The organism is Hydrogenophaga sp. BPS33, from assembly GCF_009859475.1.
GTDB lineage: Bacteria > Pseudomonadota > Gammaproteobacteria > Burkholderiales > Burkholderiaceae_C > Hydrogenophaga.
This window is the reverse complement of sequence record NZ_CP044549.1, coordinates 4,672,528-4,687,257: the sequence shown is the minus strand read 5'-3', so window position 1 is coordinate 4,687,257 and position 14,730 is coordinate 4,672,528. Positions and strand designations below refer to the sequence as shown.

The 14,730-nt window shown below is 67.0% G+C and carries 11 protein-coding genes; 2 read left to right on the top strand and 9 right to left on the bottom strand.

Annotated elements, in window-relative coordinates; genetic code table 11:
• Position 1: 1 nt before the first annotated feature.
• From F9K07_RS21520 to F9K07_RS21490, 7 genes are read right to left on the bottom strand one after another with little or no spacing between them, the layout of a single operon-like run.
• Complete coding sequence (locus tag F9K07_RS21520; protein WP_159595360.1) at positions 2–1,318, bottom strand: four-carbon acid sugar kinase family protein; 1,317 nt, start codon at positions 1,316–1,318, stop codon at positions 2–4.
• A 4-nt stretch (positions 1,319–1,322) separates the two neighbouring features.
• The gene (locus F9K07_RS21515; RefSeq protein ID WP_159595359.1) at positions 1,323–2,597 is read right to left on the bottom strand and encodes a ribulose-bisphosphate carboxylase large subunit family protein; all 1,275 of its coding nucleotides are present in this window, start codon (positions 2,595–2,597) and stop codon (positions 1,323–1,325) included.
• Position 2,598: 1 nt separating this feature from the next.
• Positions 2,599–3,141, bottom strand: coding sequence for a VOC family protein (locus tag F9K07_RS21510; RefSeq protein WP_159595358.1), 543 nt, complete (start codon positions 3,139–3,141; stop codon positions 2,599–2,601).
• A gap of 38 nt (positions 3,142–3,179) precedes the next feature.
• Complete coding sequence (locus F9K07_RS21505) at positions 3,180–3,974, bottom strand: transporter substrate-binding domain-containing protein (protein WP_159595357.1); 795 nt, start codon at positions 3,972–3,974, stop codon at positions 3,180–3,182.
• A gap of 46 nt (positions 3,975–4,020) precedes the next feature.
• Entirely contained in the window at positions 4,021–4,749 is a 729-nt protein-coding gene (locus F9K07_RS21500) for an amino acid ABC transporter ATP-binding protein (protein WP_159597039.1), read from the bottom strand.
• Between the two features lie 17 nt (positions 4,750–4,766).
• Positions 4,767–5,438 (bottom strand): amino acid ABC transporter permease, encoded by a 672-nt coding sequence (locus tag F9K07_RS21495; RefSeq protein ID WP_159595356.1) that lies wholly within the window; start codon positions 5,436–5,438, stop codon positions 4,767–4,769.
• Positions 5,435–6,124, bottom strand: a complete 690-nt coding sequence (locus F9K07_RS21490; RefSeq protein WP_159595355.1) for an amino acid ABC transporter permease — start codon at positions 6,122–6,124, stop codon at positions 5,435–5,437. The genes F9K07_RS21495 and F9K07_RS21490 overlap by 4 nt, the downstream gene beginning before the upstream one ends.
• A 224-nt stretch (positions 6,125–6,348) precedes the next feature.
• Between F9K07_RS21490 and F9K07_RS21485 the strand changes: the two genes are divergently transcribed.
• Positions 6,349–7,377, top strand: a complete 1,029-nt coding sequence (locus tag F9K07_RS21485) for a LacI family DNA-binding transcriptional regulator (protein ID WP_159595354.1) — start codon at positions 6,349–6,351, stop codon at positions 7,375–7,377.
• Between the two features lie 551 nt (positions 7,378–7,928).
• On the top strand, positions 7,929–9,875 hold the full coding sequence (locus tag F9K07_RS21480) for a DEAD/DEAH box helicase (RefSeq protein WP_159595353.1): 1,947 nt from the start codon (positions 7,929–7,931) through the stop codon (positions 9,873–9,875).
• A 127-nt stretch (positions 9,876–10,002) separates the two neighbouring features.
• Here the strand turns inward: F9K07_RS21480 and F9K07_RS21475 are convergent, their stop codons facing one another.
• The gene (locus F9K07_RS21475; RefSeq protein ID WP_159597038.1) at positions 10,003–11,397 is read right to left on the bottom strand and encodes an efflux transporter outer membrane subunit; all 1,395 of its coding nucleotides are present in this window, start codon (positions 11,395–11,397) and stop codon (positions 10,003–10,005) included.
• 59 nt (positions 11,398–11,456) lie between these two features.
• Entirely contained in the window at positions 11,457–14,654 is a 3,198-nt protein-coding gene (locus tag F9K07_RS21470; protein ID WP_159595352.1) for an efflux RND transporter permease subunit, read from the bottom strand.
• Positions 14,655–14,730 lie beyond the last annotated feature (76 nt).

Below are 14,730 nucleotides of genomic sequence, written 5' to 3'. Positions count from 1 at the left end.
TTCAGGGCACCGTGCCGTGGAGCAGCCGCTCGAACATGTCTAGCGGCCCCATCTGGCCGCCCTTGAGCATGAGTTCCAGGCCATCGAGCGATGGCGCATCGCTGCGCGCGCGGCTGAGCGTGACGCCCGGTGCCAGCACGCCTTGGCAGGCCAGCCCCCAGAGGCCCAGCCGCTGCACGGCGAGGCTGGAGGTGTCGCCGCCCGCGATGCCGACGCGGCGCAAGGGCACGGCCGATGCCGCGCGCGCGCGCACCACGCTGGCCACGAGATCGCCGGTGGCCGAAGCGATGGCGTGTGCGTCGAGGTCGGCGTGGCGCGTGTGGGATTCGGTGTGCGCGAGCACGTGGCGCCGCGCGGCCAGGCCGGCGAGCACGGCGTCGCAGCAGGCGCTCGCATAGTCCGGCTCTTCCAGCAGCCGGCGCACGTCGACTGGGATCTTCTGAAACGATGTCGCGGCGGCCACTTGCGCCGCGGTCTGCGGTGAGAGGCTGCCCGCGAAGGCGAACACCGGGCTGTCCACCGGCGTGGGTGCAGGCAACGCGGGCGCCGGGTTCGCTGCGCCATGCCAATGCGCGGCCAGCGCCTGCACCACACCGCTGGGGCCCACGACCAGCAGTGGCGCTTCTTGCGCACGCCGCCAGATCAGGCGGCCGACCGGGCCGAGGTCCTGAGGTCCTGAAATGTCCATCAACACCGCATCGGGTTGCGTCGCCAGCAACTGCTGCAATGCGGCGTCGTGTGCGTCGGCGGTCTGCGCATGCGCGGGGTAGTGCAGGGCGGCCACCCGCGCCAGACCTTGCGCCTGCAGATGCCGGCGCAGATCGGCCTCGCCCATGGGCGTGACCGGGTGCCGGCTCATGGTGGGATGGCGGTCGATGCGGTGCACTTCGCCTTGCGCGCCGGCCGAAGCGAACAGCTGGCTGAAGCAGCAGTAGCGGCCGATATTGGGTTGCCCGCCCACGATGGGCACCCAGGCACTGCCGATGTGCCGGTTGAGCACGCGCACCGCCTGGCCGATGCTGCCCACGTGGGGGGCGCTGTCGAAGGTGGAGCAGCACTTGTAGTGCACGACCGGCGCGCGCAGCGCGGCGAAGAAGCGGCCCACGGGTTCGAGTTCTGCCGCCATGGCCTGCGGGTCCATCGCGCGCGCCGCGCCAGCGATACCGATGGCGTCCAGCGGGCCGGCCGCCTGCAAGTGGGCAGCGCTGGGCACGCCGAGAAAGAGCAGGCTGCGCAACCCCGCTTGTGCCGCGGTGGCCAGGGTGTCGGTCGCGCCGGTGAAGTCGTCGCCGTACCAGGCCAGCCGGGGTGTGTTCACGGGTTTACTTTGTCTTGGGGCCGAAGAACGCCAACGCGGCGGCGAGCTCGGGCGCCTGGCGCGCGGCCTCGGCCAGCGGCGTGCCGGCGCGCGCGGCGGCCCAGGCCTGGCGGATGCTGGCCACGCCGGCCGCAGGCCCCTGCGGGTGCGCGAGGATGCCGCCGCCGGACATGAACATCAGGTCGTCGGTGCCCACCGCGCTCCAGGTGGCGGGCACGGTGCCGGCCCACTGGCCGGAGGAGAACGCGGGCATCACCGCATCGGCATGTCCATCGGTCAGGGGCGCGAGACAGTCCCGCGCGGACTCGACCACTTCTTCATCCGTTTGCGAGAACTTGCCCTGCAGGCCGTGCACGTGCATGTGGTCCACGCCGGCCAGCCGCCACAGCGTCTGGTAGGCCTGGAAGCCGATGCCCAGCAGCGGATGGCGCGCAAGGGCGCCAAAACCGTTGCGGTGGCCGTGGATCGCCAGCGGCGTGTGCCGGCGCAAGGTTTGCATCGCCGAATAGCCGCACCAGTTCAGGCTGGCCATCACGCACGAGCCGCCTTCGCGTTCGACCAGGTCGGCGTGGCGGCGCATGGCGTCGGTTTCGTCGGTGATGTTGAAGGCCACCATCACGTGCTTGCCGGTGCGCTCTTGGTGTTCGCGCACCACCGCCATCACGGCGGGCACGCGTTCGGCCAGCGGTGCGTGCTCGGGGTCGGCACAGACCTCGTCGTCCTTGATGAAGTCCACGCCAGCCGCGCAGAGCTGCGCCACAAGCTCGGCGGTTTGCGCGGCCGAGAAGCCCACGTTGGGTTTGATGATGGTGCCCACCAGCGCACCGCTGGTCACGCCGGTGCGTTGGCGCGTGCCGGCAATGCCGAGTTGCGGCATGTCGAAGCGTGCGCGGTAAGCCGCTGGCAGTTGCATCGACTCCAGGCGCAACCCCGTGACTTCACCGAGGTCGTACAGATTGCCGCTCACGGTGGCGGCCAGCGTCGGCAGGTTCGCGCCGATGTTCGCGGTGGGGAACGCAATGCGCACCCGCGCGCGCCGCCAAGGACCCGTGCAGCCCTGGCGCTCCAGCCAGGCGTTGGGCAGGCTCGGCGCGGGCGCGTCGGGCAACAACTCGATGTGCTCCACCGTGGCGCGCGCGCGCTCGCGCAGGTCGTCGGTTTCGCCCGCGACGCGCGTGAAGGTGCCGCAGGACTGTTCGCCCGCCATCACCTCGGCCACCTGCGCGGGCTCCAACGGGGTTTCGATCAGGTAGGTGGCGTGCAGGCGCTCGGATGCCATGTCAGATTTTGCTCAGGTCGGGAAAGGGGCGCACCGGCTCGGTCACGCCATCCCAGGTTTTCGACGATTCGCGGATCAGGTCGAACATGCGGCCCTTGGGGCCGGCCACTTCCGACAGCTCGATCACCGTGCCCGGGTGGTACTCGGTGTCGAAGTAGATGAAGCGGCCGCGCTCGCCGACTTCGCCCTGCATCTTGGGCTTGAAGCCTTCGGCCAGCAGGCGCTTGAGGTCGGCGTCGTAGTCGCTCGTCCAATAGGCGACATGTTGCAGACCGGTGCGCCCGGCCTGCAGGAAGTCGCGGTACATCGACGGCACGTCGTTGCGCGTCTGGATCAGCTCCACCTGCACGAAGCCGGAGTTCGCCAACGCCACCGAGTTGTGCGGCTCGTAGTCCTGGCCGTCGTACTGGTAGTTCTTGATCGGCACGCGCGGGTTGTAGTACCACGGGCCCACGCCCAGCGTGCGGCTCCAGTAGTCCATGGCGGCTTCGATGTCGTGCACGACATAACCGAGCTGGCGGATTTCTCCGAAATGGCGACTCATGTGATTTCTCTCTCAGGTGCGGATACAGACGATGGCGTTCACTTCGCGCCGTCGACGATTTCCTTGGGGATCGGCACGCCGGCGTGCTTCAGGTGGATGGCGTTGAGCTTGCCGTTGGACAGGTTGGTCTTGACCCAGCCGTTGACCCAGTTCATCAGCTCGGGCTGGTTCTTGCGCATGGCCACCGCGAGCTGGTACGACTGCAGCACGAACTTCACTTCGAACTCTTTCGCCGGCGCACGCTTGGCGATGGCCGCGATGATGGGCGGCGTGATCGCGACGATGTCGGTCTGGCCACTGGCGGCGGCGGTGATGGACGCGGCTTCGTCGTCGAAGCGCACCACCTTGGCCTGCGGCGCGCGCTCGGTCACGATCTTGTCCTGCGGGCCACCACGGGTCACGGCCACGGTCTTGCCGGCGAGGTCGTCGATGCCGGTGATCTTCAGGCTCTTGGGCGCACCGACGGCAGCCTGGATGGCGCCATAGGGAATCGAGAAGTCCACCGCCTTCTGGCGTTCGGGCGTGATCGAGAGCGAGGAGATGATCAGGTCGGCCTTGTTCGACAGCAGGTTGGGAATGCGCGCCGAATTGGTCGAGTTCACGATCTCCAGTTGCACGCCCAGGTCTTTCGCCAGCAACTGCGCCGCTTCCACATCGGAGCCGGCCGGGTTCACCTTGTCGTCCACGTAGCCGTAGAACGGCGCGCTCAGGTCGATCGCGATGCGGATCTTGCCGGCGGCCTTGATGTCGGCCAGATCGGCCATGGCCGGCAGGCACAGCGCGCCCAGGGTGGCGGCGAGGACGGTGCGGCGCAGGATGCGGGACGTGTTCATGGTGTGTCTCCAGGTGTTGTTGAAAAGAACGGGGAAAAGAAGCAGGTCAGAGACCGTGGGAAAGAAACTCGCGCAGCTCGGGCGTCTGCGGCTCGCGCAGCATGGTGCCGGGGCCGGTCTCCCAGACCTTGCCCTCGTGCATGTAGATGATGGTGTCGGCCACGCGCGCGGCGAACTCCATTTCGTGCGTCACCAGCACCATGGTCATGCCGCCTTCGGCCAGTTGTTCGATCACGCGCAGCACCTCGCCGGTGAGCTGCGGGTCGAGCGCGGAGGTGACCTCGTCGAACAGCATCACCTGCGGCTCCATGGCCAGCGAACGCGCGATCGCCACGCGCTGCTGCTGCCCGCCCGAGAGCTGTTCCGGATAGGCCTGCGCCTTTTCGGCCAGACCCACCTGGCGCAGCGTGCGCTCGGCGACGGCCTTCGCATCGGCGTTGGACAACCCCTTCACCGCCTTGGGCGCCAGCGTCACGTTCTGTTCCACCGTGAGGTGCGGGAACAGGTTGTAGCTCTGGAACACGATGCCCACGTCCATGCGCAGTTTGCGCAGGTCGATGGCCGGGTCGTGCACCGCGTGGCCGCACACTTGAATGCTGCCGCTGTCGATGATCTCGAGGCGGTCAATGCAGCGCAGGGCCGTGCTCTTGCCCGAGCCGCTCTTGCCGATGATGGCCACCACCTGGCCCTTGGGAATGGCGAAGGACACACCCTTGAGCACCTGGTTGCTGCCAAAGCGCTTGTGCACGTCCTTGAGTTCGACGACTGGGGTCATGGCGTTGGTGTCTTTCTTCATGCTTCGCCCTGGATGCGGCTGCCCACGTTCAAACGCCTCTCGAGTCGGCGGCTCCACACCGACAGCGGGAAACACATCGCGAAGTACAGCGCCGCGATGATCAGGTAGACGAGGAAGGGTTGAAAAATCGAGTTGTTGATGAGCTGACCCGCACGCACCAGTTCGACGAAACCGACGATGGAGGCGAGCGAGGTGTTCTTCACGATCTGCACCATGAAGCCCACCGTGGGCGGTGTGGCGATGCGCAGCGCCTGTGGCAACACCACCAGGCGCATGCGCTGGCTGCGCGAGAGTGCCAGGCATTCGGCCGCTTCCCACTGCGTGCGCGGTACCGACTCGATGCAACCGCGCCAGATCTCGCCCAGGTAGGCGCTGACGTAGACCACCATGGCGATGCTCGCGGCCACCAGACCGGGCAGCTCCAGGCCCACGATGCTCAGGCCGAAGTAACACACGAACAGCACCACCAGCAGCGGCGTGCCCTGGATCAGCTGGATCCAGCCGATGGCGAGCCAGCGCACCGGCGCCATGGGGCTGATGCGGCACAGGGCCACAACGCCGCCGGCCAGACCACCACCCACGAAGGCGATCAGCGACAGGCACAGCGTCCACAGCACGCCCACCCCCAGGAACTGCAGGTGGAATAGATTGAGTCCGCCGTCGATCATTTCGCGCTCCCTGCACCGAGCCGGCGCTTGCGCGTGAAGACGAGCTGGCCGAACACCCAGAGCCCGGCGCGCATCAACAGCGACAACAGCAAATAACCCACGGCCACCAGGATGTAGGCCTCGAACGGCCGGAAGGTTTCAGACTGCACACGCGCCGCGATGGCGGTGAGCTCTTCCACCGAAATCTGCGAGGTGATGGAGGTGGCCAGCATCAGCAGCACGAACTGGCTGGTGAGGGCGGGATACACCTTTTCCATGGCCGGGCGCAGCACCACGTGCCAGTACACCTGGCGCTTCGTGAGGCCCAGGCACTCGGCCGCTTCGAGCTGGCCCTTGTGGATCGAGTCCATGCCCGCGCGCATGATTTCGCACGAGTAGGCTGCCACGTTGATCACCAGCGACACCAGCGCGGCCGTGAAGGCCGAGACCTTCCAGCCCAGGCTGGCCAGGCCGAAGAACACCAGGAACACCTGCACCAGCAATGGCGTGTTGCGGATCACTTCCACGTACGCGCCGCACAGCCGCGAGATCCAGCGCACGTCACTGCGACGGCCGATGGCCAGCACGGTGCCGATCACGAAGCCCAGCACTGTGGCCGGGAACGATAGCTGGATCGTCATCCAGGCGCCCTCCAGGAAGAGCGGCCAGGCTGCCAGCACGCTGGCGAAATCGAATTCGTAGGTCACGCGCGCCGAGCCTCGTCAGCAACGGGGGAACGTGGTTGCGCTGGGGCGGCAAGGGCGAAAGGCAATGGGCATGTCGTCTCCTGGAACGCCGCCGACGGTGAAAGGTCTTCGGCTCTTGTTTGATTGGATTTGATGTTTTGATGCATCAGAATCGAGAGGAATGGTATCGTTTGAATCCTTCAACGGCCAGTTGAAGATCTGATGGTTTTTGATGGATTTTTCGCATGAGCAAAGTCGCCCGTATTCCCGACATCGCCCACATGGCCGGCGTCTCCACCGCCACCGTGGACCGTGTGCTGAATCGGCGACCGGGTGTGCGCCGGGCCACGGTGGAGCGCGTGATGCAGGCCGCCGAGCGCCTGCAGTATCTGCCCGATGCCGACGTGCGCGCCGCACTGCAGCCCCCGCCCATGCAACTTGTGTTCCTGCTGCCCGCGGGCAGCAACCGTTTCCTGCGCATGCTCGGCGACACCATCGGCTATTCGCAGGAGCACTGCACGCCCTACAACGTGCAATGCAAGGTCGAGTTCGTCGAGGGCTTCAACCCCGAGGTGCTGGCGAAAGCCTTGCTGCGCCATGGCGCACGCGCGCAAGGTATCGCCTTCATGGCGCTCGAACATCCTTTGGTGCGCGACGCGGTCGACCAGCTCGCCGAGCGCGGTGTGCACACAGTGACCCTCATCTCCGATCTGTCGGGCGCGCGGCGCGCGGCCTATGTGGGGCTGGACAACCGCGCCGCCGGCCGCACGGCGGCCTATCTCATCGCGCGCTTCATCGGTGAGCGCCCGGCACAGGTGGCCATGATCGCCGGCAGCCTGAGCTACCGCGCGCACGAAGAGCGCGAGATGGGTTTTCTCTACCTCTTCAAGGAATCGTTTCCCCACATCGAGGTGGTGGGCCTGCGCGAGGGGCACGACGACGCCGAGCGCAACCACGCGCTCACGCGCACGCTGCTCGACCAATACCCCGATCTCGCCGGCATCTACAACATCGGCGGCGCCTCCGATGGCGTGGGCCGCGCCCTGAAGGAAGCGGGGCGCGACCAGAAGGTGGTGTTCATCGGCCATGGCCTTTCGCCCGACACGCGCGCCTTGCTGATCGACGGCACGATGGACGCCGTCATCAGCCAGAGCCCGCAAGGCGCCATGCTCACCTGCGTGCGCATCTTTGCCAACCTGCGCGACGGGCGCGACGCGCTCACCGGTGTGGAAGCGGTGCGCGGGCAGATCATGTTCCGCGAAAATCTGCCGTGAACGTTAGGCGGTGTGGACCGCCCCCTCTCCGGCGCGCGTGCCCCCATCCAGGGGCATCGAGGGACGGCTTCGCCAGCCCAAGAGGCCGTCCCCTCTCCGGCGAGCGTGCCCGAACCCAGGGGCATCGAGGGACGGCTGCGCCGGCCCAAGAGGCCGTCCCCCCTCCAAGCGCCGAAGGCGCGCAAGAGAGGGGGGAAGCCGCGCAGCGGCGCAGGGGGGTGTTCCCATATCTCGCTTGGGGTTTTCCCTGAAACTGTGCCATAATCGCGGGCTTCGCAGGCAACTGCGAATTTTGTGCATCTGCCTCACACACCAGGCTCCCCGAACACCCCGTTGGCACGTCGTCCGCTCCAGGACCTCACCAACGCCAGCGGATGGAGCCCTCGCTCCCGGCGTCACGTTTTCTCCTCTGTGACCCAAGGCGCGTCGATCGTTTGATGGTTGATGTTTTGTAACCACGAACGCATCCGACGCCACGGAGCCGCCGGCCTTTCAGGCCGGCTTCCCTCTGACGTTTGCATTCAATTGCGCCGATAGGCGCATGGACGAACATGAGCGACTCTTTTGAAGAACGCGGCGAACTCTCGCCCGAAATCCTGTCTGCCGACGCGGACACCGACACCTCCACCACCGTGAGCGAAGCGCCCGTAGCACCCAACGGCTTCGAGCTGCTGGGCCTGGCACCCGAGCTGGTGCAAGCCTGCGTGGACCTGGGCTACACACAGCCCACCGCCGTGCAAAACAACGTGATCCCCAAGGCCATGCAGGCCGAGGGCCAACAGCGCTTTGCCGACATGATGGTCTCCAGCCAGACCGGCAGCGGCAAGACGGCGGCCTTCCTGCTGCCTGTGCTCCACACCCTGCTGCAGCAACGCGCCGAGAACGACGCCAAGGAACGCGCCGAACGCGAGCGCCTCGCGGCCGAGGCCATCGCCCGCGGCGAAGCCCCACCCAAGGCACCCAAGCGCAAGGACCCCACCAGCCCGCGCAACTTCAAGGCCGCCACCCCCGGCGCGCTCATTCTGTGCCCCACGCGCGAACTCGCGCAGCAGGTGGCCAACGACGCCATCGACCTCGTGCGCCACTGCCGTGGCCTGCGCATCGCCAACGTGGTCGGCGGCATGCCTTACCAGTTGCAGATCGCACGTCTGCAGAACGCCGACCTGGTCGTTGCCACGCCTGGTCGTCTGCTCGACCTGCAGCGTTCGCAGCAGCTCAAGCTCGACAAGGTGCAGTTCCTCGTGGTCGACGAAGCCGACCGCATGCTCGACCTCGGCTTCTCCGACGACCTTGCCGAAGTCAACGACCTCACCAGCGAACGCCGCCAGACCATGATGTTCAGCGCTACCTTCGCGCCGCGCATCCAGCAACTCGCCATGCGCGTGATGCACGAAAACGGCAAGCACGTGCAGAAGGTGCAGATCGATTCGCCGCAAGAGCAACACGCCAACATCAAGCAGGTGCTCTTCTGGGCCGACAACGCCGACCACAAGCGCAAGCTGCTCGACCACTGGATGCGCGACACCACCATCAACCAGGCGGTGGTGTTCTGCAGCACGCAGGTGGAATGTGATGGCCTGGCGAATGACCTGCAGCAATCGGGCTTTGCCGCCGTGGCGCTGCACGGCGCGCTCAGCCAGGGCATGCGCAACCGCCGCCTGATGGCGCTGCGCAACGGCCAGACGCAGTTTCTCGTGGCCACCGACGTTGCCGCACGCGGCATCGACGTGCCCACGATTACCCACGTCTTCAACTTCGGCCTGCCGATGAAGGCCGAGGACTACACGCACCGCATTGGCCGCACCGGCCGCGCCGGCCGTGACGGCCTGGCCGTCACCTTCGCCGAGTTCCGCGACCGCCGCAAGATCGGTGACATCGAGGCCTACACGCGCCAGCGCATCAACGTGGAAACCGTGCCTGGCCTGGAGCCGCGCCAGCGCGCACCGCAGCCCGAGTTTGGTGGCCGTGGCCGCCCGGGTGGCCGTGGTGAGCGTTTCGGCGGTGGCGGCGATCGCAATTACGCCGACCGCAGTGGTTTCAATGCCCGTGGCCCGGCTCCGCGTGGCCCGCGTTTCGAAGGCCGTTCGGAAGGCCGCCCGGAAGGTCGCTTCGACGCGGCTCCCCGCGCCGACCACGGCCGCCCAGGCCCGCGTTTCGACCCGCGCTTCGAAGGCCGTGAAGAGCCGCAAGGCCGCAACGACAACCGTTTCGACCACCGCGGCGAAGGCCGTGGTGACCAGGGCGGTTACCGCAACGACACGCGCCCCGCTGGCCGCAGCTTCGACCGCGCACCCACAGGCGCGCGTCCGGGCTTCGGCGCACGGCCCAATAACGGCTTCAGCAGCTTTGGCCGTGGCGACAGGCCTGCTGGTGGTGACCGTGGTGGTTTCAGCGACCGTGGCAATGCCGAACGCGGTGCCATGCGCGGTGGTGAGTTCGCCCCGCGCCGCAGCGAAGGCGGCCCAGCCCGCCCCGTGGCACGCCGCGCGCCGCGTTAAGCCGTTCCGGCAAGGGCGTCACGCCGAACCTTTGCAGGTTCGTGCCAGTGCCTCACCCATGGAGAAAAAAGCCCCCCGGTGCGAGCCGGGGGGCTTTTTTTTCTATGGACCGCCGCGAGATAGTGCGCTACCCGCCCAGCACCTTCCACAACGCGATGCGGTTGGCCTGCTCGGACAGGCGCAGCGCGATCAGGTTCTGCTGCGCGGCGTACAGGCTGCGCTGCGCATCGAGCACGGTGAGGTAGTTGTCCACGCCGGAGGTGAAGCGCGCCTCGGACAGTTGAAAGGCCTGCGCATTCGCGGCCACCACGGCTTCCTGCGCACTCAGCCGCGCCTGCCATTGCGCGCGCTCGGCCAATGCGTCCGACGCTTCGCGGAACGCAGTCTGGATGGCTTTCTCGTATTGGGAGATGGCGATGTCGCGGTTGGCCTGCGCCACGTTCACCGCCGCGCGGCCGCTGCCGCCATCGAAGATCGGCAGGCGGATCTGCGGCACGAAACTCCAACTGCCGTTGCCGCTGCCGAACAGGCCGTCGAGCTCGCGGCTGCCCGTGCCCACGCTGGTGGTCAGGCTGATGGTGGGGAACAGCGCGGCGCGCGCGGCAGCGACGTTGGCCGACACGGCGCGCAGGTTGAGTTCGGAGGCACGCACGTCCGGGCGCTGGAGCAGCACGGAGGAGTCGATCGTCGCCGGGCGTTCGAGCAAGGCCGCTGGCGCCTGTGTGCCTTGCAAGGTGTCGGCCGTTGGCAGCCAGTCGGCGTTCAGTCCGTTGCCCACCAGGAGGATGAGTGCGTTGCGGTCTTTCGCCACCTGGGCGGTGAAGGCGGCCACGTCGCCGCGTGCCGTCTCCACCGTGCTGCGGTTCTGCGCCAGTACCAGGCCCGAGGTGGCGCCCAACTGGAAGATGCGCTCGGTGAGCTGGTAAGCCTTCTCGCGGCCGGCCAGGGTGTCCTGTGCCAGCTTCAGGCGCGACTGGTTCGCGGCCAGGTTGAGCCAGGCGTTGGCCACATCGGCCACCAGCGTGATACGCACGTTCTGCTGGTTGGCCTCGGACTGCAGGAACTGCTGCAGTGCGGCCTCGTTGAGGTTGCGCACCCGGCCCCAGAGATCGAGCTCGAAGCTCGTGATGGCCAGCTGCGCGGTGATCTGCGTGCTGGTGGTGGGGTTGCCCGAGCTGGACAGATCACCCGGTGTGCGTGTGCGGCTGCCCTGGGCGTTGGCTGCCACGGTGGGCAACTGGGCCGCGCTGGCAATGCCGTACTGGGCGCGTGCGCGCTCGATGTTGAACAGCGCCGTGCGCAGATCGCGGTTGTGAGTGAGCGCCTGGGCGATGGTCTGGCGCAGGCCGGGGTGCTGCACCCAGGCCAGCGCCTGGGCCTCGTCCAGCGCCTGCTGCGTGGCGTTGGCAGGCGGTTGCGACTGGCCCAGGGCCGGCGGCACCACGCCTTGCACGTCGGGTGGGGCGGGCGGTGTGAGCGCGCAGCCAGCGAGCACGGCCGCGCTCAGCAGCACCAGCGGCATCCAGGGTCGATGGTTCACGGAAAGTCTCTTCTCGAAGCGATGAGGGCTGCGGCCAGGCATCAGGCATCTCCCTGCGTGGCCAGGGGCTGCGTGCCGGTGCCGGTGTGGGCGTGCGGCGTGTCGGCCGGTTCGGGCGTTTTTTTCGTTCTGCGACTGACCCAGCTGCGCACCAGCAGGAAGAACACCGGCACGAAGAACAGGCCCAGTCCCGTGGATAGCACGGTGCCGCCCAGCACGGCAGTGCCGATGGCCTGGCGGCTGGCCCCGCCCGGGCCGCTGCCCAGCGCGAGTGGCAGCACGCCGAAGCCGAAGGCCAGCGAGGTCATCAGGATCGGGCGCAGGCGCAGGCGCACGGCCTCGACCACGGCCTGCACGATGCTGCGGCCCTGGTTCTGCAGCTGCACCGCGAATTCGACGATCAGAATCGCGTTCTTCGACGCCAGCCCGACGGTGGTGAGCAGGCCGACCTGGAAGTACACGTCGTTGGACAGGCCGCGCGTGTAGGTGGCCAGCAGTGCGCCGATCACGCCCAGCGGCACCGCCAGGATGACCGAGAACGGCACGCTCCAGCTTTCGTACAGCGCGGCCAGGCACAGGAACACGAACAGGATCGAGATGGCGTACAGCAGGGGCGCCTGCGCGCCGGACTGCCGCTCCTGCAAGGACGCGCCGGTCCATTCATAGCCGATGCCCACCGGCATCTCGCTCATGATCTCTTCGATCGCACGCATCGCCGCGCCGGAACTCACGCCCGGCGCCGCATCGGCCTGCATTTCCATCGACGGTGAACCGTTGTAGCGCATCAGCTGTGGCGCGCTGCTGGTCCAGCGGGTGGTGGAGAAGGTGGAGAAGGGCACCATCTCGCCACTGCGGTTGCGCACGGTCCATTGACCGATGTCCTGCGGCAGCATGCGGTACGGGGCGTCGCCTTGCACGTAGACACGTTTGACGCGGCCGTTGTGCACGAAGTCGTTCACGTAGGACCCGCCCATGGCACTGGAGAGCACGCTGTTGATGTCGTTGGTGGACAGGCCCAGCGCGGCGGCCTTGCGGTCGTCGACCACCACTTGCAGCTCCGAGGTGTTGTCGAAATCGGTGGTACGCATGTTGCGCAGTTCAGGGCGCTGCCCGGCCATCTCGATCGCGCGGTCCTTGGCGGCGCGCAAGGCTTCGTGGCCGAGGCCGTTGATGTCCTTGATCATGAAGTTCACGCCCGAGCTGGAGCCCAGGCCGCGCACGGCCGGTGGAAGGCTCACGAAGATGCGTGCCGAGCGGATCTTGGCCAGGTCGCGGGTGGCTTTGCGGGCGATGGCGTCGGCACTCTGTGACGCATCGGGCCGCTCGCTCCAGTCCTTCAGGCGCACGAAAATCATGCCGGAGCTCTGGTTGCCGTTGTTGCCCGCCAGCGAGTTCACGCGCAGCACATCGGGCTGCTGGTAGAAGTAGTCGTTGATCTCGCGCAGCACCACTTCGAGTTGCGCGTCCGAGGAGCCGCTGGGCATCGTGACCGAGACCGAGAAGAAGCCCTGGTCTTCCACCGGCAGGAACGAGGTGGGCAGCTTCTGGAACATGAGCACCACGCCGCCGATGAGCAAGGCATAGATCAGCATCATGCGTTTGCTGCGCGTCAACAGCTTGCCCACGATGCCTTGGTAGCGCGTGGCATTGCGGTCGAAGCCGGCGTTGAACCAGCGGAAGAAGCGGTCGACCCATCCCAGCAAGCCTTTGCGCGCCGGCGCGCCTTCGTGCAAGTGGTTCGTTGGCTTGAGGATGGTCGCGCAGAGCGCCGGCGTGAGCGTGAGCGCCACCAGCACCGAGAAGGCCATGGCCGAGACGATGGCGATCGAGAACTGGCGGTAGATCACACCGACCGAACCCGAGAAGAAGGCCATGGGGATGAACACGGCCGACAGCGTGAGGCCAATGCCCACCAGCGCGGGCGTGATCTCGCGCATCGATTTGATGGTCGCTTCCTTGGCCGGCAAGCCTTCCTGGTGCATCACACGCTCGACGTTTTCCACCACCACGATCGCGTCGTCCACCAGCAGGCCGATGGCCAGCACCATGGCGAACATGGTGAGCATGTTGATGGAATAGCCCATGGCCGAGAGCACGCCGAAGGTGCCCAGCAGCACCACCGGCACGGCAATGGCCGGGATCAGCGTGGCGCGCAGGTTCTGCAGGAACACGAACATCACGATCACCACCAGCAACAGCGCTTCGAACAGGGTGATCGCCACTTCCTTGATGGAGGCCTTCACGTAGGGTGTGGTGTCGGAGCTGATGACACCGGTGATGCCATCGGGAAAGAAGGGCGCGAGTTCGGCCATCTTGGCGTTGACCGCGCCGGCCACCTTCATGGCATTGGCGCCGTCGGCGAGCACGATGCCCAGGCCCGCGCCCGGGCGGTTGTTCAGACGCGACTTCACCAGCAGGTTGTCGGCTTCCAGGGCCACCCGCGCCACGTCGCCGATGGTGACCAGCGAACCGTCGTTGGCCGACTTGAGCACGATGGCGCGGAATTCCTCCGCCGTCTTGAGCTTGGTGCGCGCGGTGATGGTCGCGTTGAGCATCTGGTCTTTCACCGCGGGCAGCGCGCCGAGCTGGCCGGCCGAGACCTGGGCGTTCTGCGAGGTCAGCGCGGAGATGATGTCGGACGGCATCAGCGCGAACTGCTCCATGCGGGCCGGATCCATCCAGATCCGCATGGCGTAGTTGGTGCCGTACACGCTCACATCACCCACGCCGTCGATGCGCGAGATCACGTCCACCACGTTGCTGGAGATGTAGTCGCCGATCGCCACCTGCGTCACCAAGGGGTCGGGCGAGGTGAAGACGTAGGTCATCAGGTTGTCTTGCCCGCCCTTGTTGACGAACACGCCCCGGCTCTTGACCGCCTCGGGCAGGCGGTTCATGGCGGTTTGCAGCTTGTTCTGCACCTGCACCTGGGCCACGTCGATGTCGGTGCCGGGTGCGAAGGTGATCTGCGTGCGCGAGCGGCCGGCGGAGTCGCTGGTCGAGCTCATGTAGAGCACGCTGTCGATGCCCTTGAGCTGTTGCTCGATGACCTGCGTGACCGAATCGGCGACCGTCTCGGCCGATGCGCCGGTGTAGGTGGCGTTGAGCGAGACGCGCGGCGGGGCGATGTCCGGATACTGTTCCAGGGGCAGCGTGAAGATCGACAGCGCGCCCGCCAGCATGATCACGATGGACAGCACCCAGGCGAAGACCGGGCGATGGATGAAGAAATAAGCCATGTGGCGGTGTTCCGGGGGTCGGTTGATTCAAAGCGCCAGGGGCCGCCCTTGGGGTGTGCCTGTCACCGTGGCGCTT

Coding starts and splice junctions, on each gene's coding strand:
- F9K07_RS21515 (WP_159595359.1), bottom strand. CDS start 2,597: ATGGCATCCGAGCGCCTGCACGCCACCTACCTGATCGAAACCCCGTTG.
- F9K07_RS21480 (WP_159595353.1), top strand. CDS start 7,929: ATGAGCGACTCTTTTGAAGAACGCGGCGAACTCTCGCCCGAAATCCTG.
- F9K07_RS21505 (WP_159595357.1), bottom strand. CDS start 3,974: ATGAACACGTCCCGCATCCTGCGCCGCACCGTCCTCGCCGCCACCCTG.
- F9K07_RS21475 (WP_159597038.1), bottom strand. CDS start 11,397: ATGCCGCTGGTGCTGCTGAGCGCGGCCGTGCTCGCTGGCTGCGCGCTC.
- F9K07_RS21470 (WP_159595352.1), bottom strand. CDS start 14,654: ATGGCTTATTTCTTCATCCATCGCCCGGTCTTCGCCTGGGTGCTGTCC.
- F9K07_RS21510 (WP_159595358.1), bottom strand. CDS start 3,141: ATGAGTCGCCATTTCGGAGAAATCCGCCAGCTCGGTTATGTCGTGCAC.
- F9K07_RS21485 (WP_159595354.1), top strand. CDS start 6,349: ATGAGCAAAGTCGCCCGTATTCCCGACATCGCCCACATGGCCGGCGTC.
- F9K07_RS21500 (WP_159597039.1), bottom strand. CDS start 4,749: ATGACCCCAGTCGTCGAACTCAAGGACGTGCACAAGCGCTTTGGCAGC.
- F9K07_RS21495 (WP_159595356.1), bottom strand. CDS start 5,438: ATGATCGACGGCGGACTCAATCTATTCCACCTGCAGTTCCTGGGGGTG.